The following is a 21427-nucleotide window of genomic DNA, read 5'->3' on the forward strand; positions in this document are numbered from 1 at the left end:
TGAGGTGACACGGTGCCGGCATGAGCATGGAGATGGCGGCATGGAATTCGATGTACCACGCGATGCACCAGCAGGACGACCGGAGACCGTTCCGGCTGGCGACGTTGCGGCGCATCGCCGGGTTCGCCCGGCCGCACCGCCGGGCGCTCACCGGTTTCCTGCTGGTCAGCATCATCACCGCGATTCTGGCGGTGGCCACTCCGGTGCTGGCCGGACGGGTGGTCGACGCGATCGTCGACGGCGCCGACACCGGGCTGGTGACCACTCTGGCCGTCGCGATCGCGGTGGCCGCGCTCAGCGAGTCCGGGCTCGGCCTGGTGCAGCGGTGGTTCTCCGCGCGCATCGGCGAGGGGCTGATCCTGGACCTGCGGACCGCGGTCTTCGACCACGTGCAGCGGATGCCGGTCGCGTTCTTCACCCGGACCCGGACCGGCGCGCTGGTCAGCCGGCTCAACAACGACGTGATCGGGGCGCAGCGGGCGTTCAGCGACACCCTCTCCGGGGTGGCCGGCAACCTGGTCACGCTGGTCCTGACGCTGATCGTGATGCTCGGCATCTCCTGGCGGATCACCCTGCTGGCGCTGGTCCTGCTGCCGGTCTTCGTGCTGCCCGCCCGCCGGATGGGCGGCCGGCTGGCCGGTCTGGAGCGGGAGGCCGCGCGGCACAACGCGGCGATGAACACGCAGATGACCGAGCGCTTCTCGGCGCCGGGCGCGACGCTGGTCAAGCTGTACGGCCGGCCGGACGCCGAGTCGGCCGAGTTCGCCGCCCGGGCCCGGCGGGTCCGTGACATCGGGGTACGCACCGCGATGACCCAGTGGGTGTTCCTGACCGCGCTGGTCTCGGTCTCCGGCGTGGCCATCGCCCTGGTCTACGGCCTGGGCGGGTACTACGCGCTGCGCGGCACGCTGGAGCCGGGCGCCGTGGTCGCGCTGGCCATCCTGCTCACCCGGCTCTACGCCCCGCTGACCTCGCTGGCCAGCGCCCGGGTGGAGATGATGAGCGCGCTGGTCAGCTTCGAGCGGGTCTTCGAGGTGCTCGACCTGAAACCGCTGATCGAGGAGAAGCCGGACGCCCGGCCGGTGCCGGACGGGCCGGTGTCGGTGGAGTTCGACGCGGTGCGCTTCGCGTACCCGTCGGCGGACAAGGTGTCGCTGGCCTCGCTGGAGGAGGTGGCCACCCTGGACACCCGGGGCGGGACCGAGGTGCTGCACGACGTGTCGTTCAAGGCCGAGCCGGGGCAGATGGTCGCGCTGGTCGGCTCGTCCGGGGCGGGCAAGTCGACGATGGCGAGCCTGTTGCCGCGGCTCTACGACCCGGACGCCGGGGCGGTGCGCCTGGCCGGGGTGGACGTGCGTGACGTCAGCGCCGCGTCGCTGCGGGCCACGCTGGGCGTGGTCACCCAGGACGGGCACCTCTTCCACGACACGGTCCGGGCGAACCTGCTGCTGGCCCGGCCGGAGGCGACCGAGGAGGAGATCTGGGACGTACTGCGCCGCGCCCACATCGCCGACCTGGTCGAGGCGCTGCCGGACGGCCTGGACACGGTGATCGGCGAGCGCGGGTACCGGCTGTCCGGCGGCGAGCGGCAGCGGCTCACCATCGCCCGGCTGCTGCTGGCCCGGCCGCGGGTGGTGGTCCTGGACGAGGCGACCGCCCATCTGGACTCCACCTCGGAGCAGGCGGTGCAGGCGGCGCTCGGCGAGGCGCTGACCGGCCGCACCGCGGTGGTGATCGCGCACCGGCTGTCCACGGTGCGCGCCGCCGACCAGATCCTGGTCGTCGAGGACGGCCGGATCGTCGAGCGCGGCACCCACCGGTCGCTGCTCGCGGCCGGCGGTCGCTACCAGGAGTTGTACCGCACCCAGTTCGATCAGGACCGGGCCGCGGCCTGATCCCGGCAGCCGTCGGGGCGGCCCCGGACCGGGCCGCCCGGGGTGTGCGTTTGCGGGGCGGGTGGGACGCCTGCCGATCGACCCAGCAGTGAGAGCACTGCTCTTGACAGAGAGCGATGAGATGAGCCCGCCGTCAACAGGGGGGAGCAGTGCTCTCGCACGCTGCGGGGACACCTGGCTCCGCGGCGGGCGGCCAACGCCTTCACCGGCGCGGTCAAGTGGCTCACCGCCCGCGGGAACGGCCTGCCGGGCAACCGCGTCCCGACGGTGCGAGGCGCTCGACGCCCGGCACACCCGCGGGAGCGCCCACCGCCCGGCACACCGCCGGTCGCCGATCAGCAGACGGCGCTGACCCGGCCGTCGTTCCAGTGCCAGATGGCGCCGTGTTCGAAGTGCTGGACCCGCCCGCGCCCGTCCGGGGTGGGCGCCTCCTCGTCGATCGGATAGCCCAGGCAGCCCGCCTCGCCCCGGTTGCCCTGCCACAGTTCCAGGATGCGACCCGAGACCGCGTGCGCGTGGGTCGTCCGGGACCAGTAGATCGAGCCGCCGTCGAACTGCTGCATCCGCCCCTTGTCGGCCGCCGCCTGCTCGATGCCGAGCGGGCAGCCGAACCGGCCCTTGTCCGACCCCAGGAGAATGTATTTCGCCAGGATGCCGCCGTGCACCCGGAGGCGGCAGTAGGTCGCGGCCTTGTCCGTGATCTCGCTTCCGCCAGCGTGCGCGGCCACGGGTGCGCCCATCGTCGCGGCGACGAGGCCGAGCGTGACCGCTTTCCATGCTCGAAGTTTCATGGCCATCCAAAGCTGTCGCCGGGCATTACTCGATATTCGTACCATTCCCGGCATATCGTCGTGGGGCTTTCGCCCTACTTCAGCCGGTCGCAACCGGAGTGCGCGATGTGAGCCCCGCCTCGCCGCGACCTCGCGCGGGCATCCGGCGCGGGACGGCGGGCGGCGGCGGTCGTACCGCAGCAGGTGGGGAGCCGGAGACCACCGCGCCCGCATGATGATCACCGCAACCGCCGGCGCGGTCCGCCGACTAGCATGATCCGGTGCTTGCCCCGGGAATCGTGCTCAACGACCGCTACCAGCTGACCCACCGGATCGCGGCGGGCGGGATGGGCGAGGTGTGGCGCGGCGGTGACCTGCTGCTGCGCCGCGAGATCGGGGTCAAGGTGCTGCTGCCGGCCCTGATGTCGGACCGGGAGTTCATCACCCGGTTCCGCTCCGAGGCCCGGATGATGGCCCAGCTGCGGCATCCCGGCGTGGTCCAGGTCTACGACTACGGCGAGAACGCGGTCGTCGACGGCGAACGATTCGACTACCTGGTGATGGAGTTCATCGAGGGCACATCGCTGTCGAACCGGATCCAGCAGGCCGGGCGGCTCTCACCGGCCGAGACGATGACCCTCACCGCCGGGGTCGCCGACGCGCTGCACGCGGCGCACCAGGCCGGCATCATCCACCGCGACGTCAAGCCCGCCAACCTGCTGGTCCGGCCGAACGGAGCGATCGTGCTGGTCGACTTCGGGGTCGCCCGGTCCCTCGGGGTCACCGGCATCACCAGCACGAACGTGGTGATGGGGTCGGTCAACTACATGGCGCCGGAACAGGCGGAGGGCCGCCCGGTCACGGCCGCCACCGACGTGTACGCCCTGGGCGCGGTCGCCTACGCCTGCCTGACCGGCCGCCCGCCGTACGTCGGCGACAACCCGCTGGCGGTGCTCACCCAGCTGGTCCACGGCCAGCCCCCGGTCCTGCCGCCGGACGTGCCCCGGGCGGTCGCGGCGGTGGTGATGCGCGCGCTGGCCAAGGACCCGGCGCAGCGCTTCCCGAGCGGAGCCGCCTTCGCCGACGCGGCCCGCAACGCCGGTCGCGCCCCGCACGGCGGCCCGGTCGCGCCGACCGGCGCCTGGGGTGCGCCGACGGTTCCGCACCGGGCCGCCCCGCCGAGCGGACCGCACCCGGCGATGCCGCCCACCTCGGCGCACCCCGCGACGCCGCCGACCGGACCGCACCGGCCGATGCCCGCGACCGGACCGCACCGGCCGACGCCCGCGACCGGACCGCACCGGCCGACGCCCGCGACCGGACCGCACCGGCCGATGCCCGCGACCGCCGTGCAGGCGGCCGTGCCGCCGTCCGGACCGCACCCGGCCGGGGCCGCCTTCGGAGCCGCCGCGCCGCCGGACTTCCCGGCGGCGGCCGAACCTGCCGGCCGGGGCCGCAGGCGGAATCCGGGCCTGGTGGCCGCCGCGGCCGGCCTGATCCTCGTCGGCGGCGGCGTGCTGCTGGCGGTGTGGCCGGACTCCGCCGACACACAGCAACCCCAGGTCACCGCCGGCGCCGGCCAGCAGGCGCAACCCGGCCCCACCGGCAAGCCGGCCCGGCCGACGCCGACCCGCAAGCGGGCCGAGCAGACCACGGAGCCGGACGACGAGCCGGCGGACGCCGTCACGCCCGAGGAGTCGGAGGAGGACGAGCCGGACCGGGACACGCCGCTGCCGGAGGAGGACGCCCGGGAGACGGACCCGGGCGAGGCGTGCGGTGGCGGTTACGAGCCGCGCCAACAGACCGACCTGACGTCCGCGGGCGCCGTGCAGGGCCGGGTCCACCTGCTGTACCGCGACTCCGACGCGTCGTACTGCGTGGTCACGGTGCGGACCGCCGGACTGGAGCGCAAGGCCGCCGCGTCGGCCTATCTGCAGGTGCAGGGCCAGGACCGGATCACCGACAGCGGGCCGGTGCAGTACTTCGCCGGCCCGGTCACCGCCACCGCCCCGGGCACCTGCGTGAAGTTCGGCGGCTCGATCGGCCCGCTCACCTTCGACAGCGACTTCGTGGGCTGCGAATAGCCCCGGAATTCCTCAACGCGGCGGCCGCCCGGTCGATCGGGGCGACATGACCGGCGAACGATGGCGGGGACAGGCGGGAGCGAGAGCCGCGCTGATCGGCCTCGCGCTGGGCGTGCTGGCGCTGGGCTGGCTCGCCGCGCTGGGCGCCGGCCGGTGGCCGGTCGGCGTGGTCGTCGCGGTCGACCTGCTGCTGGTGGCGGTCTGCGCGCGCCATCTCCGGGCCGCCGGCGCCGAGCCGGGTGACGACGCCGGCGCCGGTCCGCAGCCGCCGTACGACAGCCTGACCGGCCTGCCCGGCCGGCGGACGCTGACCGCCGTGCTGGAACGCACCCTGCCCGTCGCCGACGCCGACCAGGAGCCGGCCGGCCTGGTGCTGCTCGACGTGACCGGCCTCGCCGACGTCAACGACACGCTCGGCCGGCGCGTCGGTGACCTGCTGCTGGCCGAGATGGCGGCCCGGCTGACCGCCGCGGTGCGCGACACCGACACGGTCGCGCGCTCCGGCGGCGACGAGTTCGCCGTGCTGCTCCCCCAGGTCGGCTCCGCGCCGGCCGCGCTGGAGACGGCCCGTCGCCTGCGGGACGCCGTGCGGGGCCCGGCCGACCTGGACGGCTTCCAGGTCCAGCTCAGCGTCACGGCCGGCGCCGCCGTCTATCCGGTGCACGCGACCACCGCGACCGAACTGCTGCACCGGGCGGAGGCCGCGCTGCGGGCCGCCGGGCAGTCCCGCGACGGCGTCGTGGCGTACGGCGAGCGCTCCCGCCCCGAGGTGCCGTCCCGCCCGGGACGGCCGGCTCTCGACGCCGCCCGCCGATCCGGCCGGGCCCGCTGACCGCGAGCCGTACCGGCCGGGTGCTCGCCGCTCACCACCAGCATCCCGAGGACGGCCAGGGCGAGCAGGCCCGGCCGAGCCGCAGGCCGCCGACCCCGGCGCCCACCGGGGCGGGCGCGGCGCGTCCGGCGGTGGGCAGGTCGTCACGGGTCCCCCCGGGGGCGGGCGCGGCGCGTCCGGGGGTGGGCAGGTCGTCGCGGGTCCCCGCGGGGGCGGGCGCGGCGCGTCCGGCGGTGGGCAGGTCGTCACGGGTCCCCGCCGGGTGACCGGCGGCGGGCAGCGCCAGGGCGAGTCCGGCCAGCAGGAACAGGAGGGTCGCGGCGGCGTACCGCCCGCCGAGCCGTCGTACCTCGATCGCCGCGCCCATCCCCGCCCCCACGTGTATTACTAGAGTCATCACTACCGTAATCGGCGCGGGGAACAGCGTCAACGCCAGGGACAGCGGAGATCGGGCGCGACCCGTGGATGACTGTAGTAATTGCCTGCGGGCTACGTCCCGCCGAGCTCGTTCAGCTCTCGCCAGAGCCGGGCGGCCCGCCGGTAGTCGGCCATCCCCTCGGCCGCCCGCGCGGCGTCCCGCAGCATCCGCGCCGCCTCGCCGGTCCGGCCGGTCGCGGCCAGCGCGCCACCGAGCGCGTGCCGGAAACGCACACCGTCCGGGCCGTTCAGCGTGCCGACGTCCACGGCCGACGCCATCTCGACGGCCTGCTCCAGAGCTCCGGTGGCGATCGCGTACCGCACCTCGAGGGCCCGCAACCGGCCGCTGTCGACATCCGACCCGGCCGCGGTCGCGGCCCGCGCGGCCTGCATGTGCGGCTCGATCTCGACCGGGTCGGCGCCCAGGTCCAGCAGCGTGGAGGCGGCCGCCCGGCTGAACCGGGCCCAGTCCCGCAACGGCGTACGCGGATCGGCCAGCATCCGCCGCGCGCCACCGAGCAGCTCCACCGCCCGTTCCCGCTCACCCACCCCGGCCAGCGCGGCGCCGGCCGCCCACCGGGCCCGCCCGCTGATCGCCGGGCTGCCGAGCTCCTCGGCCATCGCCAGCATGGTGTTCACCAGGCGGACGATCTCGGTGCCGCCCCCGGACTCGGCGAGCACGGAGATGTGCACGGCCAGCAGCTTGACGTGCTCGCTGCTGCCGCGGAACGCGGACGCGTGGATGTCCCGCCCGGCCTGTTCCACGTGCGTGAACGCCTCGTCCAACCGGCCCAGGTCACGCGCCGCGGCGGCCAGCGCGACCCGTACCCGCACCCGCGCCTCGACGACCCCGACCGCGTCGGCGGCCGGCAGCAGGGCGTTCAGCACCTCGTACCGCCCGGCCCGGTCGCCGCGCAGCTCGCGCACCTGCTCCAGCGCCATGCCGTGGCTGAGGACCGCGCCCGGATTGCCGGCGGCGACGGCGGACTCGTACATCCCGGTGATCCACCGCTCGGCCCGCTCCAGGTCACCCTGGTCGATGGCGCTCGCGGCGAGCAGTTGCCGGGCCAGGTCGGCGTCCGGCGGCGCGGTGGCCGCCGGCCCGGCGGCGGGCCCGGCGGCGGACTCCACGGCGGACTCGGCGGCGCCGAGGCAGAGGTCGCCGGTCAGCGCGGTCACCGGCACGCCCAGAGTCCTGGCGAGGTGCGCGGCCACATCCAGGGTCGGCACCCGGGCGCCGGACTCCAGCAGCGAGACGTAGGACTGGTTGACCGCGCCGGACGCCAGGTCACGCTGGGAGAGGCCGCGCCCGGTGCGCAGCTTCCGCAGCCGGACGCCGAACTCCGGCTGAGAGATCTGGGCGACCACGAGCACATCCTGTCAGCGGACCACGCGGCCGCGCCGGGCCGCCTTCCCGCTGAGATTACTGCAGTAATGAACCGGCCATCAACGCCGTGTCACCGCCGAGGTCGTCGCCCCGCTCCGCGCCGGGACCGCCGCGACCGGCGCCGCTAGGAGCGCCGCGCCGCGCCTCGCCGGGCCAGATGACCGGGTCCACGCCGACGCGGCCAGGTCAGAGCCGCGCCAGCGACGCGGGACCGGGCCGCATGAGCCGCGTCAGCGACGCACGACCGGGCTGTGTGACGATCGTCAGCGGCGCGCAGCCAGGGCCGCATGACCAGCGTCAGCGGCGCGCAGCCAGGGCCGCATGACCAGCGTCAGCGGCGCGCAGCCGAGGCCGCATGACCAGCGTCAGCGGCGCGCAGCCGAGGCCGCATGACCAGCGTCAGCGGCGCGCAGCCGAGGCCGCATGACCAGCGTCAGCGGCGCGCAGCCGAGGCCGCATGACCAGCGTCAGCGGCGCGCAGCCGAGGCCGCATGACCAGCGTCAGCGGCGCGCAGCCGAGGCCGCATGACCAGCGTCAGCGGCGCGCGGCCAGGGCCGCGTGGCGGCCCTCGCGCCAGAGGGCTCCCGCCTCGCCGAAACCGGCGGCGCGGGCCGTGGCGGCGTGCCAGTTCAGGCCGGCGGTGAAGGCGGCCGGCGGCCGGTCGCGGAAGAGGCGGGCGCGGGCGGCCATCAGATGCCGGAATTCCGGTACGGCGGCGAGCTCTCCCCACCACTGTGCCCAGGCCAGCTCGGCGGCGGCCTCGCCGGGCCCGGGGTCGAGGGCGGCCATCAGCTCGGGCAGGCCGTCGTCGGGCATCAGGTCGGCGACGACGAGCAGCCCGCCGGGGGCGAGGGCGTCGCGGGCGGCCGCGTACAGCGCCCGGATCGCCTCCGGGGTCAGGTAGTGCACGGTCATCACCGCGGTGATCAGGTCGTGTGCGCCCCCGGTGGCGGCCGGCCAGCTCGCCGCCAGGTCGGCGCGGACCACGCCGACCGTGCCGGGCAGCCCGGCGCGGGCCAGTTCGAGCAGCACCGGGTCGAGGTCGACCAGGGTGATCGTGGCGTCCGGCCAGCGGGTGGCCATCCGTTCGGCGAGCAGGCCGGGGCCGCCGCCGAGGTCGAGCACCCGGCCGGGCGGCGCGCCGCGCAGCGCTTCGACGGCGGCGCCGAGGACGCGTTCCAGCCCGGCCAGCCCGGGGACGAAGCTGGTCATCATCGCGTCCCAGGTGGTACGCCAGCCGGCGACGCGGGCGGGGTCGAGCGCGATCGGCGTCGTCGTCATGGCTGCTGCTTTCTGAACCCACGGAGATGGCTCCCCGGACCTGACCCAACGGGAAATGACAACCGTTTTTAACAGATCCCGGTCGCGGCTACGCGGAATTCAGCTCGGCGAGCCGGGCGAGCAGCCGGTCGATCTCCTGCGCGGTGTTGTAGACGTGCAGGCTCACCCGTACCGAGGCGGTCTCCTCGCCATGCTCCCCCTGGCAGTGACCGTCGGCCCGGACCAGCAGCCCGTCCGCGGCCAGGATGAACCCGAGGTCGTTGGAGCCGATCGCGCGGTGCCGGAAGGTGACGATGCCCTGCCGGCGCTGCACCGCCGACCCGGCGGCCAGGCTGTCCTGACAGCCGAGCACCTGGTAGGCGTCCAGCCCGGACAGTCCCGCGGTGAGCCGGGCGCCCAGGTCCCGCGTCCACCGGGCGATCCGGTCCGGCCCGGCCGCGTCCAGCCAGTCCAGCGCCGCGGCCAGGCTGACGATGCCGCTGGTGTTCGGCGTGCCCTGCCAGCCGGCCGGGACGTACGCCGGGCCGCGCCGGTTGCCGGCCCAGATCACGCCGGTGCCGGGCAGGGCCATCGCCTTGTGCCCGGAGAACACCAGGAAGTCCACGTCCAGATCGGCCACCGACACCGGCATGTGCCCGACACTCTGCGCGGCGTCCAGGCAGATCGGCACCTCCGGCCCGGCGGCGGCGCGCAACCGGGCCAGGTGCATGTCGTTGCCGTACACGTGGTGCACGTGGGTGGCCGCGATCATCCTGGTCCGCGGGGTGACCAGCTCGGCGAGGCGGGCGGCGTCGTAGTCGTGGGCGCTGTCGTACGGCATGGCGCGCAGGGTGACCCGGGCGCCGCCAGCCCGGGCCACGGCGGCGGCCTCCTGCCAGGGCGCGATGTTGGCGTTGTGGTCGGCGAACGGGACCACGATCTCGTCGCCGTCCCGCAGCTGGGGCGCCAGCCAGTCCCGGGCGACCGCGCGCAGCCCCTCGGTGGCGCCGCTGACGAAGTGCACGCCGGAGCGCTCCGGCGCCGGGTCGGCCAGGAAGGCGCGCACCCGGTCGCGGGCCTGCTCGACCCGGGCGGTGGTGCGGTTGGCCCAGGGGTACGTGCCCCGGGCCGCGTTGGCGTTCTCGCTGGTCAAATACGCCATGACGGCGTCCAGGACGGGCTGCGGCTTCTGCGCGGTGGCAGCGCTGTCCAGGTACGCCACGTCCGGGTGGGCGGTGACGATCGGGAACTGCTCGCGCAGCGCGCGCTGCCAGGACGCCGGCTCAGTCGCGGACAAGTTCGGCTCCGGCGTCGCGCCAGGCGATGATCCCGCCGGCCAGGGAGTGCACGGCCGGGTGGCCCATCCGGGTGAGCAGCGCGGCGTACTTCGCCGACTTCTCGCCGACCGGGCAGACCAGCAGGACCGGGCGGCGGCGGCTGAACGGCAGGCCGGCGTGCAGCAGGTCGGCGAACACCTCGTCGACGATGTTGATCGAGCCGGCGATGTGCAGGGCCTGGTAGGCGTACGGGCTGCGCAGGTCCACCACGAGCGCGCCGGTCTCGGCGAGCCAGCGCTGGGCGGCGTCGGTGGGCAGTGCCGGGGCGGCGGCCACCTCGGCGTCGGTCAGGGTGCGGGCGGAGTTGCGCCGGGGTGGTCGGCCGAACAGCTCGGGGCGGCGGTCACGGACGTACGAAAGGTAGCTCTCCACCCGGTCGCAGACGATGAACACGGCGGTCTTCCGGCTGGTCAGGCGCGCGTCGATGGGGCGCAGGTGGCGCAGGGCGCCCTGGAACGCGCCGCCGCCGGTCGGCCCGGTCAGGATCCCGCACCGCCGGATGAGGGTGAGTAGCCCGTCGATCGCGTCGTCCGCGGTGACCGTCTCCACGGCGTCGTACACGCCGGGATCGAACAGGCCCACCTCGTGCACCTCGTCGATGGTGCGGATGCCCGGGATGAAGTCGCTCTTGGCGGCGACCAGGCCGACCACCTCGACGTCCGGGTTGTGCTGGCGCAGCACCCGGGCCACGCCGGTGGACGATCCGGCCGTGCCGACGCAGGCGACGAAGTAGTCCGGGGCGTGCCCGTCCAGGTCCTTGACGATCTCCGGGCCGGTGCCGTGCACGTGCGCTTCCACGTTGCGCTGGTTGAAGTACTGGTCGGTGTGCAGATAGCCGCCGCCGTCCTCGGCCAGCCGCCGGTACATCCGGGTGAGCGGGTCGTCGCTGTCGGTCGGGTCGAGACACTCCGACTGGCCGGGCAGCTCGTCGATCTCCGCGCCGAGCAGCAGCAACAGCTCCTTGATCTCGGGCACCTTCATCCGGTTGGTGACGCTCTTGAACGGCAGCCCGTGCATCCCGGCCAGCAGCGCCAGGGCCTTCGCGGTGTTGCCGCTGGACAGCTCGACCACGGTGGCGCCGGGATCCGCGCCGGCCAGCAGCGGCCGGGCCATGTGCCAGGCGGCCCGGTCCTTCACCGAGCCGAACGGGTTGAGCAGCTCCAGTTTGGCGTACAGGTCGACGTGGGTGAGGCCGTGCACGGCCGGGTCGATGCGGACCAGCGGGGTGTTGCCGATCGCCTCGGTGATGTCGTCGTGTCTCATGGCACCTCCTGGCGGGGGTGGACGGGCCAGTACTGCTCGTCGAGGCACCACCGGCGCAGGCCCGCGGACCGGTAGACCGCGACCTTGCGGGCGACCGGCTGGTGCAGGGCTTCGGTCGCGCTGAAGTCCATGAAGTAGCCGGCCGTGTTGACGAAGGCGAGCAGGTCGCCGGGGCGCGGCACGACCGGCAGGAACACCTGGCGGCGGGTGATCAGATCGGCCTCCAGGCAGAGGTTGCCGAACAGGTAGACGCCGGCCGGACCGGCGCGGCGCTGCCCGGTACGCGGGATCACCACCGGGTCCATCAGCACGCCGTGCTCCTCCAGGCTGACGTCGCGGGCGTTGCAGTCGAGCCCGACCCGGATCCCGTCGTCACCGGTGGTGACCGACAGCACCCGGGCCAGCACCAGGCCGCACTGGTCGAGCAGGGCACGGCCGGGTTCGATGTCCAGGTCGTACATGTGGTCCAGCAGCAGCTCGCCGAGCGGCCGGCCCTGGTCCGGCGCCGGGGTGCCCAGCAGCCGGTCCAGGTAGCCGGCGCCGGCCGTCGGCCGGTACGCCGGATAGACCCCGAGACTGCCGCGCAGGGTGCCGCCCTCGGCGCGCAGCCCGTACCCGTGCCCGTGCCAGGTCAGCGGCGGCCGGCGGCCGAGCACCGCCTGCCCCAGCTCGCTGGTCCACCGCTCCCACTCCGCGCCGTCGGCCAGGTAGTTCACGCCGAAGCCGCCACCGATGTCCAGCGACCGGGGGCGCAGCCCACGAGCCCGGCACTCGTCCAGGGCGGCCAGGCAGCCCTCCACCGCCACCGCCTTCTCCGGCAGCCCGATGGTGTCCAGGTGGTACGCCACCCCGGTGAGCTCCACGTGGTCGGCCCGCTTCTCCAGCAGGTCGAGCAGCTCGGGCAGCCGCCCGGCCGGGGTGCCGAAGCGGCTGCGGCGGGTCAGCACGCGCACCCCGGACGAGGCGAACCCGGACAGCCGCAGGCTGACCGGGACGCGGGGCAGCCGGTGCCCGGCCACGATGCCGGCCAGTTCGGCGAGCTCGTCGTGCGAGTCCACGCTGACCGTGACGCCGGTGCGGGCCGCCAGCCAGAGGAATTCGCGGTTCTTCGGCCCGGTGGCGACGATCCGGTCCGGGGTGAACCCGGCGCCCAGCGCGTGCTGCAACTCGCCGAGCGAGGCCACGTCCACACCGGAGTCCCCGGCGGCCAGCTCGCGCAGCAGCGCGCTGGACCGGTTCGCCTTGTGCGCGTAGAACAACCGGCCGGCGAGGCGGTGCCGGCGGTAGATCTCCCGGAAGGCGGCGACGTTTTCCGCCACCCGCTGCGGCAGGATCAGGCCGAGCGGCGAACCCAGCGCGTCCAGCAGTTCGGCGAGGAAGTCGCGGTCGTCGAGCAGGGACTGGATGGTCGGATCGATTTTAGGCGTCAGACTGAGCATCTGCGTCTCCCGAATTCACCGGCGTTTTTTCAACCTAACTGACGGCGGGTTGCCTAGCCAGACGGGGATCGGGTGAATGCCGTGTCAACGGTTTTGTCGGTGATCCACAGGAATGCTCATATGAGCACGTACGAATAGGTGCGGCGGGTCGGCCTCCCGCCCATTCACTCATCCCGTGAAGCCATTGATCGCCGTCCCGACAAAGTGCGATGTGTCGTTGTGCCACCCGGCACGATTTCCGGGCCGGACCGGACCGCGGTGGCCTCCGCACGGCCGGCCGGCCGCGCACGCGGCCGGCGTCCACCGTGGACCCGCAGGTCGGCGACGGTCCGGGCGAGCGGGACGGCCGCGCTGCTGGCGACGTCCCGGCGTGCCGGAGAAGCCGTGCTCACGGGCAGCTCCGGGGGCATTTCCGGGCCATGCGGCCGGCGCCGCTCCCGATCGCCGGGAGTCGCGGAGGTCCGCGCGGGGTTGAAAACCGTACGTACGTACTGTTAGATCGCCGGTATGCGCGTGCTCCTCCTCGCCTCGCTGATCAACGCGTTCGGCAACGGCGCCTACCTGACCACCAGCGTTCTGTTCCTGACCACGGTGGCCGGGCTCAGCCCCGCGACGATCGCCCTCGGGCTCAGTGCCGGGGCCGCCGCCGGCGTGCTGGCGATGGCCCCGCTCGGCTACGTCGCCGACCGGTACGGCCCGAAACGGCTGCTCCTGCTGGCCATGATGGTGCTCGCCGGGGCGTACACCGCCCTGCTCGCGGTGCACTCGGCGGCGCCGTTCACACTGCTGTCCTGCGTGATCGCGGTGGCCACCGCACTGGCCAAGGGGGCCAACGGCGCCCTCGCCGCCGGAGCCGTGCCGGCCGCGGACCGGCTGCGGATGCGGGCCCGGCTGCGCACCATGACCAACGCCGGGATGGGGCTCGGCACCGTGGCCGGCAGCGTGCCGCTGCTGGCGCACACCGATACGGCGTACGTCGTGATCCTGCTCCTGAACGCCGCCACCTTCCTCGCCGCGACCGCCCTGCTGACCCGCGCTCCCGCCGTCGCGCCACAGACCACCCCGGCCGGCGGGCCGCGCCTCGTCGCCCTGCGCGACCGGCCGTTCCTGGCCTTCGCCGCGCTGGACGGCCTGCTCTCCAGCACCTACAACGACCTGCTCGGCATCGGCCTGCCCCTGTGGCTGGCCAGCGGTGCGCACGCCCCACTCTGGCTGATCTCGGCAGCCCTGGTGATCAACACGGCCGGGTGCGTGCTGCTGCAGGTACGGATGACCGACGGGGTGCACGGCCTGCCCGCCGCCCGCCGCTACGCCGTGCGCGGCACGGTGGTCATCGCGCTGGCCTGCGCGATCTTCGCGAGCACCGCCGGGCGCTCACCGTGGGTCGCCGGAACGCTGATCGCCGTGGCCGCGGTGACCCACGTGCTCGGCGAGCTGTGGCTGTCCACCGCCAGCTGGGGCATCGTGTTCGAGCTGGCCCCGTCCTGGGCGCAGGGGCAGTACCAGGGAACGTACTTCGCCGGCCGCGGCCTGGGCGACATGGTGGCGCCGCCGCTGGTCACGGCGTGCGTACTGGGCCTGCACGCCGGGGGTTGGCTGCTGCTGGGACTGTTCTTCGCGGTCGGCGGCCTGCTCTACGGGCCGGTCACCCGGTGGGCCGCGCGCACCCGCCCGGCCCCCGCTCCGGCAACCGCCTGACCCGCCCCCACGAGACCGCGTGCACCCACCACCACCAGCCCGCACATGCCGGCTGGGGCCCACAGTGGTCATTCCGGCCTCGAAGCCCCCACCGGCGCCAGCTGGTGGTCACGGCCTCATCGCCACCGCGGAAGCAGCCTCCGGGTCGTCAACCCGGTGCTGACGACAGCCCGCCGCAGAACGAGCCGGTGCTCCGGAGCCCGTGCGGCGGGCCACCCGGTCCGGGCCGAACCCGCACCGGCGGTCGTCGCCGAGGACAGCGGGCGGCGGGACGGCGTCGTACCGGGAACGGGTCGGCCGCCCGGCGGGTCAGGCCCGGTGGCGCGGCAGGTCCGGGGACCAGCCGTCGGCGCCGCGCAGGAAGTCCGGGATCTCGTTGACCGCCGCCTCCGCGCGGGTGAGCTGGGGCCGCCCGGCGGTGACCAGCGCGCCGGGGCCGACGTTGCGGTATTCCCGCAGGCGCGCCTGGGTCCACGGCCAGGTGCCGAAGTCGCTCCAGGCGGTCTCGCCGACGTGCGGGCCGATCCAGGATTCGCGGACGACGGTCTGGCCGACGGCGTTTGGGTCGTTGCCGGGATGCCACGGGCGGCCCAGCAGGACCGTGCCGGCCGCGGCGTCCGAGGTGAGGCGGCAGCGGGCGAACAGCAGGCCGTGCGGGTTGGCGAGGTCGGTGCTGGGGGCGGTGACGTAGCCGTTGGGGGTGCTGCCACGGTCGAGCGAGTGGATGCGGCAGCGCTCGAAGACCGCGGTGGCCCGGCCGAAGATGAAGTCGACGTCGCCCTCGACGTGGCAGTCACGGAAGTAGGCGCGGGCGATCACCCCGGCGGCGGTGCTGTTGACGTAGAGGGTGTCCTGGTTGCCGAGGAACCGGACCCTCTCGAAGGCCAGCCGGTCGGCACGGGTGAGAACGGCGACCGCTTGCCGGTTGGTGATCTCCGGGTGGGCGGCCTCGTCGAAGAGGTTGGCGAAGGTGAGGTCGGCGGCGCGGAAATCGGCGCCACTCAGGGTCACCGAGGCGCTGCCCGAGGTGCCCCACGGGGTGCCGTCCGGTTTGAGCGTGCCGTTGGCCCGGTCGTCGGCGATCACCACGTCGGCCGGGCCGGAGCCGAGGCCGCGCAGCTCCAGGAAGGTCTTTGCGGCGGGGACGACCACCTGGCCGAGGTAGGCGCCGGGGCGGATGCCGATCACGTACGGCGTGGTCGCGCCGGACGGGGCGGCGTCGATCGCGGCCTGGACGGTGGTGAGGTCACCCGAGCCGTCGGCGGCGACGATCAGATCCGGTCGGCGGCGCCCCGGGCGGGCGCCCGGACCGTCGGCGGCGCCGGTACCCGGCACGGCGGCAGCCGCGGCAGCAGCGCTCGGCCAGGTTACGCCTGCGCCGAGGGTGGCGGTGAGTTCGAGGAAGGTGCGCCGACGCATCATTGCCTCCCGGCCCGAGCAGTGGGAAAGGGCTTTCCTCGGGCACCGTAGGCGAGTCGGTCCCGGCACGTCAATCGCCGGATCCGCAACGCGACGGCGGTGCCGGTGTCGCACGACCGCCACCGCGCCGCCCAGGACGGAGGCGCATCACATTGAATAGCGTCGATGCTCGGCTGGTTCGCTGACGTCACGCCGGGCACCATTCAGTTCGGGTACGAGATCACCTCGTCCAGCGGCGGCCTCGACTTCACCACCAAGCTGTTCCGCCTCGGCGAGCTGACGCCGGAACAGGTGCGGGACGGGTGCGCGCCCGTCCCGTACCTTTCCGCCCCGTGAATCAGCAGTATTCGCGGAATCCCGCGCTGAAGCCACGGGGGAATCCGCGGTTGTATCCGCGTTCGTAATCGGTTTCGCGACCGCGGTAGCTGCGGCTCCTGATCGGCGCTTCACAGTCCTCGCGGGCCTGCCGCCAGCCGTCGCGGTAACCGTCGCGATAGCCACGCCGGTAGTCCCATTCATCGGTCACGGTGTCGGTTCCGGTATTCACCGTGACCACGGTGGCCGGTGCCGGCGCGGCCACGGCCGGCGACGCGATGGCGCCCTGGACCAGGCCGATCCCACCCAGGAAAAGCAGGCTTCCGGTGGCGGCGTACATCTTCTTGAGGCTCATCGTCACGTCTCCCCCTGATTGACGATCCGGGCAGGACAGCCCGGCCATCCAGAAACTTACGCCGCTGTTTCCGGGCCGCTGGAGAATGGCAATTTTTCGCACCGAAATCCGCTGCCGAGAAGTGCGTTATCGGACAACGATCGCAGCTCGGCAGAATTCCGGTTCCCCCATTCGGGCAGCGACACGACCCGTTCGTCGGATGCCGGGATGGCCCGGCGGGAGGAGAAAAAGTCACACCGTTTCGTCGTGCGCCCACGCGAACGCGAGCGCGCCGCCGATGAGCGTGAGGAGCAGGCCGATGATGAATCCACCCATGTTCGAGGTGAGCCAGGAGCCGAGCCCGCACACGATGGCGACGAGCGAATAGAAGACCCGTTGTGCCGGATGGAACCAGAGCAGCAGGGCGCACAGAACGATCACGATCGGCACCACGTACCCGATGAAGTTCTGCATGCCGACGTGCAGCACCACGCCGAGCGGCGCCCACACGGTCATCAGGATCTCCAGGCCGCCGGCCAGGATCAGCAGGCCGCCCCAGAACGGCCGGCTGCGACGCCAGGCCCGCCAGGCCCGCCAGGCGCGGACGCCTGGCGAGGCCCGGTGCGCGGCGGCCCCGGCCGGCTGCGGTTCGCCCTCCCCTACCGGTACGCCGATGCCGGACATGGTCAGCAGCCGTCCGAGGTGAAGGACATCCGCAGACTGGGCAGGCGGAACGTGGCGGCCGTGGTGGCGTAGTTGACCTGCCGCAGGTTGGTGATGGTCACCTCCTCGGCCTGCTGGCCGAAGACGCCGAGACCGCCCTTGATGCCCGGCACCCGGTTCAGCGTGCTGGCGTCCTGGCCGATGTCGATGTTCTTGAACTCGGCGTTACCGGTGATCAGGTCGGAGTCGACGACGAGCTTGTCGGCCTTGACCTTGTTGGTGGCGCTGCCCGCGGAGATCTTCAGGTTGATGCCGCCGAGGCTGATGCTCTGGCACAGCCCGTCCAGCTCCGCATCGTTGATCGCCGAGACGATGAGGATCATCTGCCCCCCGGTGTCACCCGCGTTCGGGCTGTCCGGGGCCATCTCGTCGAGCACGGCGTACTGCTCGAAACCGTAGCCGTGCAACTTGGGCGAGGTGACCGTGAACGGCATTCCCGAGATCGAGAAAGACGCCGCGAGCACCCCCTTGCCGGTCAGCAGGATCAGGCCGGTGGTGGCCGCGAGGCCGCCGAGCAGCATCGCGGCGAAGCGGCGCCAGCGGGTCCGGCCGTGACGTGTGGAGGACATCCGGTCTCCTTTTCGACTTCCTCCGGCAACGGGCGACGACCGCCGGCGTGCGCACTGCGGATGCGCACCCGGCGCGTCGCCATTGGCGTTTCTCGATGGATTTCGAGGAAGTTACGCCGCGGTAACAGAGGCGTCAAGCACAGCGGAGCCGGGTTCAGTCAGTGAAAAACCCCGTCGGTATCTGACGTGGCGCACGGGGCCACCACCCGCTCCCCGGGCGGCGGCGCGACCAGCTCGGCGGCGGCGCCGTCGCGGCCGACGAACGGCGCCATCATGAAGTAGCTGAGCATCGGCAGCAGGTCCGGCAGCTGCGCCACCCGGCCGGCGGCCACGTGACCGTGAATGGTCGCGTAGACGCCGCCGACGACGGCGCCGACCAGGCCGTCCGGCACCGCCGGGGCGTCGGCGAAGAACCGGGCGAAACGGCCCAGCAACTCGGTGCGCTCCCGGCGGGCCAGCGGACCGGCCGCGTCGATCTCCACGATCGCCATCGTGGCGAACGCCGGGACACTGGCCAGCACGTCGAGCAGCACCTGCAGCGCGACCCGGACACCGGCCCGCCAGTCGCCGGCCTGGGCGTACGCGGTGTCCATCAACCGCAGCACCACGCCCGTGCCGTGCCGGTAGGTGTCCAGGAAGGCGTCCTCCTTGCCGGCGAAGAGCGCGTAGAACGCCGGGCGGGTCACCCCGGCGGCGGCGCAGATGTCGCTGACCCGGGCGTTGGCGTACCCCTTCTCGGCGACCGTGTGCACCAGCGCGTCGTACAGGCGCTCGCGCTGGGTGGCGGCGATGACCTCGGGCGGCAGCGAGCGCGGACCGCGTTTGATCGCACGGGCCGGGTCCCGCCCGGCGCGGGCCCCCGGGAGCGGGCCGATAACAGATTCAATCATCGTCGTACCTCAATGCCTTGACATGACATACCGCCGGGGTTTCTCATACCGTCAGGTACGGATCTCGATGGTGCACGAAGCGGGTCGCTCCAGTATCGCCTCCCGTTCAAGCCCCGGAACGCTGCGGACGCGGCCGGGCCGCTCCCCCACCATCCACCGCGCAACCAGCGAAGGAGTGACGCCATGACAGCGTCACGGCTCAGATCCCTGCTGGCCACGGTCGCCGCCGCCGCGACGATCCTGGCCGTCACCGCGAATCCGGCCCACGCCGCCGCGCCGGGCGGCGCCTACGCCGGGATGCAGAACTGCCCGCTGTCCGCACCGGCCATGACCGACCCCACCCACCTGCAGGTGGGCTGCGTGTACTCGGTCACCCACGGCGGCAGCGTCACGATCGGCTCCAACGTCGTGCCGCTGACCAGCCCGATCACTCTGCAGTTCGGCGTCTACTGGCCGGCGAGCGCGCCGGTGCGCGAGTTCCCGGACGGCACCGTCGCCAACGTCTACTCCACCGTCCCGGCGGCCGGCGGCAAGACCCTGGTGGCCCGGCCGCTCCAGGTGTCCATCCCCGGCATCGCCAACATCATCCCCGGGGTGACCAGTGTCTTCGCCAAGGTCGAGCTGGCCGGAGAGATCACCGACTTCGTGCCTCTGGCCACCGGCGAGAACACCCCGGTCTTCGTCCTGCCGGTCAAGCTGCACCTGTACAACGCGCTGTTCGGCGCCAGGTGCTACATCGGCTCGGACAGCAACCCGATCCGGTTCAGCCCGACCACCGGCACCACCAGCCCGCCCGCGCCGAACCGGCCGGTGACCGGGGACGCCGGCACGATCACCATCGAGCCGGACCCGAACGGCTTCCAGACGCTCGGCGTCGGCTTCCGCGGCGCCCGGCTGGTCGACAACGCCTACGCGGTGCCCCGGGCCAACGGCTGCGGGCTGCTCCCCGGCAGCCTGGACGCCCTGATCAACCTGGCCTTCGGCCTGCCCTCCGCGGGCGGCCGCAACGCCGTCGAGTTCAGCGGCAACGACACCGGCTTCGCGGTCTCCCCCAGCCTGGACGACCTCGACCGGGCGCTGGCCGCCTCCGCGCGCTGAGCCGCCGTCCGGGCGCGCCGTCCCGGCGCGGTGACTGCCCCCGCCGGGTGAGCCGACCCCCGCAACGTACGCCACCCCGCACCGTGAGCCCGCTCCGCACAGTTGAAAGTCCCGTCCCCCACGAAAGGTGCACTCCCATGCACAGGAACCGCATCACCACCGCCGCCGTGACCGGCGCCGCCCTGACCCTGCTGTTCGCCGGGCCGGTCCGGGCCGACGCGGCCGCCGCCGTGCTGACCACCGGCTCCCCGGCCGGACCGGCGGTGGCCGCCGGCGACACCATCTCGGCCGGGCTGGCCACCGGCACCCAGGGCCTGTTCGCCACCGCGCCCGGCGGCAGCAACGGCATGAAGTGCAACGCCTCCAACTTCAGCGCCGTGGTCAGCAACAACCCGACCGCGCCCGGCGGCGCCACGCTCGGCTCCGCCCTGGCCGTCTCCAACTGCACGGTCACCGGCGTGCCCGGGGTCACCGGCGTCAACAGCGTGACGATCAACAACCAGCCGTACGCCACCACGGTGGCCAGCAACGGCACCGTCACGGTCACCGGCACCGCCGCCCGGCCGATCTCCGCGACCCTGGTGCTGCGCTCCCTGCTCGGTACGGTGACCTGCAACTTCGTCGCCAACGGCAACACCATCAGCGGCACCGCGAGCAACACCGACAACTCGATCACGTTCGTCGACCAGCAGTTCAACAAGAGCAGCGGCCCGGCCGCCTGCGTCCCGAACGGCTACTTCACCGCCAAGTACACGCCGGTGAGGAACTCCGCCGCCGCCCCGGTCTTCGTCAACTGACCGACGCCGGGCCGAACCCGCCGGCGGCTCCGTCCCCCGCGGAGCCGCCGGCGCCTTGCGCGCACCGTCCGCGGGGCGCCGTGGCGGGTGGTCAGCTCCTGGTGTCCGGCTGCTGCTGGCGGCGTTGCAGGCGGCGCTCGTGCAGCCGGCGCCAGCGGTCGTAGACCTCGGCCGCGGCGACGGCCGGCTCGGCGGCCCGGCCGGCGTTCCACTGACGGGGCAGGTACGCCTCCGCGCCGGCCCACAGCAGCTCGGTCATCGGCACGGTGCCGCCGTGCAGCCTCATCAGCTCCGCCGCCACCGCGACGGCGTGCTCGCTGCGCCGCCAGCGCTCCACCATCGACGCGCCGTGCAGCAGGTCGTCGTAGTCCTGCGGATCCAGGTCCACCCCGGTCCCCCTCACCGTGTGTAATCCTCTGCCGACTGGCGTGTTGCCGGCGGGCGTAGCGCCGAGACGTCCGAGATCAACCGCCCTAGCGGATATACCCTGCTGGGACTAGCCGCGCCTGTCAAGGTCGAAGGTCACGCCCGGGGTGTCCGGGAAAAACGGCCATCCGTACGGTCAGTGACGTCCCGGGCTCAACGGACCGACCGGACCCCGGGCTGCCGGCCGCTCGGACACCTGTCGCGCCCACCGATCGGTGGACCACCACCGAGCGATCACCGAAAGAGCCGACCTGGCCCACGGTTCTTTCTCGCCCGGGACCTCCGCGACGGCAGGGAGCACCGCCATCGTCATCGCACCCGCGCCGGCGCACAGCCACCGCGTCGCCGTCATCGGCAGGACCGCGCCGGACCGGTCCCGGCCCGGGCGGCGATGACCGCCGGGCACACGGTCACCGGCTTCGACCACGATCCGGCCCGGATCGCCCGGGCCCGCCCGGTGCGGCCGGAGCCGG

General features: G+C 73.5%; 20 protein-coding genes. 7 read left to right on the forward strand and 13 right to left on the reverse strand.

The genetic code is table 11. From position 1 onward, the window contains the following. Positions 1–20: 20 nt before the first annotated feature. Positions 21–1895, forward strand: coding sequence for an ABC transporter ATP-binding protein (locus tag ACTEI_RS23945; protein WP_122979711.1), 1875 nt, complete (start codon positions 21–23; stop codon positions 1893–1895). Between the two features lie 335 nt (positions 1896–2230). On the opposite strand, the gene ACTEI_RS23950 is transcribed toward ACTEI_RS23945, so the two are convergent. After that, positions 2231–2686 (reverse strand): LGFP repeat-containing protein, encoded by a 456-nt coding sequence (locus ACTEI_RS23950; RefSeq protein ID WP_164466066.1) that lies wholly within the window; start codon positions 2684–2686, stop codon positions 2231–2233. Between the two features lie 260 nt (positions 2687–2946). Here ACTEI_RS23950 and ACTEI_RS37865 point away from each other — a divergent pair, with 260 nt between their 5' ends. Together ACTEI_RS37865 and ACTEI_RS23960 are read left to right on the forward strand one after the other, a co-directional pair. Then, positions 2947–4749: a serine/threonine-protein kinase gene (locus ACTEI_RS37865; RefSeq protein WP_122979713.1), complete on the forward strand. Its 1803-nt coding sequence runs from the start codon at positions 2947–2949 to the stop codon at positions 4747–4749. 46 nt (positions 4750–4795) lie between these two features. Further along, positions 4796–5581 (forward strand): GGDEF domain-containing protein, encoded by a 786-nt coding sequence (locus tag ACTEI_RS23960; RefSeq protein WP_122979714.1) that lies wholly within the window; start codon positions 4796–4798, stop codon positions 5579–5581. A 31-nt stretch (positions 5582–5612) separates the two neighbouring features. Here the strand turns inward: ACTEI_RS23960 and ACTEI_RS23965 are convergent, their stop codons facing one another. From ACTEI_RS23965 to ACTEI_RS23990, 6 genes are all read right to left on the reverse strand, one after another. Next, entirely contained in the window at positions 5613–5978 is a 366-nt protein-coding gene (locus tag ACTEI_RS23965) for a hypothetical protein (RefSeq protein ID WP_145830917.1), read from the reverse strand. A gap of 92 nt (positions 5979–6070) precedes the next feature. Further along, positions 6071–7366 carry a helix-turn-helix domain-containing protein gene (locus ACTEI_RS23970; protein ID WP_164466067.1) on the reverse strand — a complete coding sequence of 432 codons (1296 nt, stop codon included), beginning with the start codon at positions 7364–7366 and terminating at the stop codon, positions 6071–6073. 554 nt (positions 7367–7920) lie between these two features. Then, a complete protein-coding gene (locus tag ACTEI_RS23975) occupies positions 7921–8667 on the reverse strand; it encodes a class I SAM-dependent methyltransferase (protein ID WP_239082508.1) in 747 nt (248 codons plus the stop codon). An 88-nt stretch (positions 8668–8755) separates the two neighbouring features. After that, positions 8756–9943 carry an aminotransferase class V-fold PLP-dependent enzyme gene (locus tag ACTEI_RS23980; protein ID WP_122979717.1) on the reverse strand — a complete coding sequence of 396 codons (1188 nt, stop codon included), beginning with the start codon at positions 9941–9943 and terminating at the stop codon, positions 8756–8758. Beyond that, complete coding sequence (locus ACTEI_RS23985) at positions 9930–11246, reverse strand: pyridoxal-phosphate dependent enzyme (protein WP_122979718.1); 1317 nt, start codon at positions 11244–11246, stop codon at positions 9930–9932. The genes ACTEI_RS23980 and ACTEI_RS23985 overlap by 14 nt, the downstream gene beginning before the upstream one ends. Next, positions 11243–12685 (reverse strand): Y4yA family PLP-dependent enzyme, encoded by a 1443-nt coding sequence (locus tag ACTEI_RS23990; protein ID WP_122979719.1) that lies wholly within the window; start codon positions 12683–12685, stop codon positions 11243–11245. Before ACTEI_RS23990 ends, ACTEI_RS23985 begins: the two co-directional genes overlap by 4 nt. Before the next feature lie 507 nt (positions 12686–13192). Here ACTEI_RS23990 and ACTEI_RS23995 point away from each other — a divergent pair. Beyond that, on the forward strand, positions 13193–14383 hold the full coding sequence (locus ACTEI_RS23995; RefSeq protein WP_239082509.1) for an MFS transporter: 1191 nt from the start codon (positions 13193–13195) through the stop codon (positions 14381–14383). Between the two features lie 309 nt (positions 14384–14692). On the opposite strand, the gene ACTEI_RS24000 is transcribed toward ACTEI_RS23995, so the two are convergent. Next, positions 14693–15802 carry a pectinesterase family protein gene (locus ACTEI_RS24000; protein ID WP_122982367.1) on the reverse strand — a complete coding sequence of 370 codons (1110 nt, stop codon included), beginning with the start codon at positions 15800–15802 and terminating at the stop codon, positions 14693–14695. Between the two features lie 165 nt (positions 15803–15967). Here ACTEI_RS24000 and ACTEI_RS37315 point away from each other — a divergent pair, with 165 nt between their 5' ends. Beyond that, on the forward strand, positions 15968–16138 hold the full coding sequence (locus ACTEI_RS37315; RefSeq protein WP_164465793.1) for a hypothetical protein: 171 nt from the start codon (positions 15968–15970) through the stop codon (positions 16136–16138). A 1-nt stretch (position 16139) separates the two neighbouring features. Here the strand turns inward: ACTEI_RS37315 and ACTEI_RS24005 are convergent, their stop codons facing one another. The 4 genes from ACTEI_RS24005 to ACTEI_RS24020 all read right to left on the reverse strand — a co-directional run bounded on the left by ACTEI_RS24005 (position 16140) and on the right by ACTEI_RS24020 (position 18633). Beyond that, positions 16140–16472 carry a hypothetical protein gene (locus ACTEI_RS24005; RefSeq protein WP_122979721.1) on the reverse strand — a complete coding sequence of 111 codons (333 nt, stop codon included), beginning with the start codon at positions 16470–16472 and terminating at the stop codon, positions 16140–16142. Positions 16473–16703: 231 nt separating this feature from the next. Then, positions 16704–17135, reverse strand: a complete 432-nt coding sequence (locus tag ACTEI_RS24010; RefSeq protein ID WP_122979722.1) for a DUF6114 domain-containing protein — start codon at positions 17133–17135, stop codon at positions 16704–16706. A 2-nt stretch (positions 17136–17137) separates the two neighbouring features. Further along, positions 17138–17743, reverse strand: coding sequence for a DUF6230 family protein (locus tag ACTEI_RS24015; RefSeq protein ID WP_122979723.1), 606 nt, complete (start codon positions 17741–17743; stop codon positions 17138–17140). Positions 17744–17901: 158 nt separating this feature from the next. Further along, the gene (locus tag ACTEI_RS24020; protein WP_122979724.1) at positions 17902–18633 is read right to left on the reverse strand and encodes a TetR/AcrR family transcriptional regulator; all 732 of its coding nucleotides are present in this window, start codon (positions 18631–18633) and stop codon (positions 17902–17904) included. 183 nt (positions 18634–18816) lie between these two features. Between ACTEI_RS24020 and ACTEI_RS24025 the strand changes: the two genes are divergently transcribed. Both ACTEI_RS24025 and ACTEI_RS24030 read left to right on the forward strand, forming a co-directional pair. Then, positions 18817–19731, forward strand: a complete 915-nt coding sequence (locus ACTEI_RS24025) for a hypothetical protein (protein WP_122979725.1) — start codon at positions 18817–18819, stop codon at positions 19729–19731. A 137-nt stretch (positions 19732–19868) separates the two neighbouring features. Further along, positions 19869–20528: a Tat pathway signal sequence domain protein gene (locus tag ACTEI_RS24030; protein WP_122979726.1), complete on the forward strand. Its 660-nt coding sequence runs from the start codon at positions 19869–19871 to the stop codon at positions 20526–20528. A 91-nt stretch (positions 20529–20619) separates the two neighbouring features. On the opposite strand, the gene ACTEI_RS24035 is transcribed toward ACTEI_RS24030, so the two are convergent. Beyond that, positions 20620–20931 (reverse strand): hypothetical protein, encoded by a 312-nt coding sequence (locus ACTEI_RS24035; RefSeq protein ID WP_239082510.1) that lies wholly within the window; start codon positions 20929–20931, stop codon positions 20620–20622. Positions 20932–21427 lie beyond the last annotated feature (496 nt).

Origin of the sequence: Actinoplanes teichomyceticus ATCC 31121 (genome assembly GCF_003711105.1) — a bacterium.
Lineage (GTDB): Bacteria > Actinomycetota > Actinomycetes > Mycobacteriales > Micromonosporaceae > Actinoplanes > Actinoplanes teichomyceticus.

What these genes read in the sequence shown, in the direction of transcription:
- ACTEI_RS24005 (WP_122979721.1), bottom strand. Translation starts at nt 16,472, where the DNA reads ATGAGCCTCAAGAAGATGTACGCCGCCACCGGAAGCCTGCTTTTCCTG.
- ACTEI_RS23950 (WP_164466066.1), bottom strand. Translation starts at nt 2,686, where the DNA reads ATGAAACTTCGAGCATGGAAAGCGGTCACGCTCGGCCTCGTCGCCGCG.
- ACTEI_RS24025 (WP_122979725.1), top strand. Translation starts at nt 18,817, where the DNA reads ATGACAGCGTCACGGCTCAGATCCCTGCTGGCCACGGTCGCCGCCGCC.
- ACTEI_RS23965 (WP_145830917.1), bottom strand. Translation starts at nt 5,978, where the DNA reads ATGACTCTAGTAATACACGTGGGGGCGGGGATGGGCGCGGCGATCGAG.
- ACTEI_RS37315 (WP_164465793.1), top strand. Translation starts at nt 15,968, where the DNA reads ATGCTCGGCTGGTTCGCTGACGTCACGCCGGGCACCATTCAGTTCGGG.
- ACTEI_RS24000 (WP_122982367.1), bottom strand. Translation starts at nt 15,802, where the DNA reads ATGCGTCGGCGCACCTTCCTCGAACTCACCGCCACCCTCGGCGCAGGC.
- ACTEI_RS23960 (WP_122979714.1), top strand. Translation starts at nt 4,796, where the DNA reads ATGACCGGCGAACGATGGCGGGGACAGGCGGGAGCGAGAGCCGCGCTG.
- ACTEI_RS23975 (WP_239082508.1), bottom strand. Translation starts at nt 8,667, where the DNA reads ATGACGACGACGCCGATCGCGCTCGACCCCGCCCGCGTCGCCGGCTGG.
- ACTEI_RS23985 (WP_122979718.1), bottom strand. Translation starts at nt 11,246, where the DNA reads ATGAGACACGACGACATCACCGAGGCGATCGGCAACACCCCGCTGGTC.
- ACTEI_RS24020 (WP_122979724.1), bottom strand. Translation starts at nt 18,633, where the DNA reads ATGATTGAATCTGTTATCGGCCCGCTCCCGGGGGCCCGCGCCGGGCGG.
- ACTEI_RS23995 (WP_239082509.1), top strand. Translation starts at nt 13,193, where the DNA reads ATGCGCGTGCTCCTCCTCGCCTCGCTGATCAACGCGTTCGGCAACGGC.
- ACTEI_RS24030 (WP_122979726.1), top strand. Translation starts at nt 19,869, where the DNA reads ATGCACAGGAACCGCATCACCACCGCCGCCGTGACCGGCGCCGCCCTG.
- ACTEI_RS24015 (WP_122979723.1), bottom strand. Translation starts at nt 17,743, where the DNA reads ATGTCCTCCACACGTCACGGCCGGACCCGCTGGCGCCGCTTCGCCGCG.
- ACTEI_RS24010 (WP_122979722.1), bottom strand. Translation starts at nt 17,135, where the DNA reads ATGTCCGGCATCGGCGTACCGGTAGGGGAGGGCGAACCGCAGCCGGCC.
- ACTEI_RS23945 (WP_122979711.1), top strand. Translation starts at nt 21, where the DNA reads ATGAGCATGGAGATGGCGGCATGGAATTCGATGTACCACGCGATGCAC.
- ACTEI_RS23990 (WP_122979719.1), bottom strand. Translation starts at nt 12,685, where the DNA reads ATGCTCAGTCTGACGCCTAAAATCGATCCGACCATCCAGTCCCTGCTC.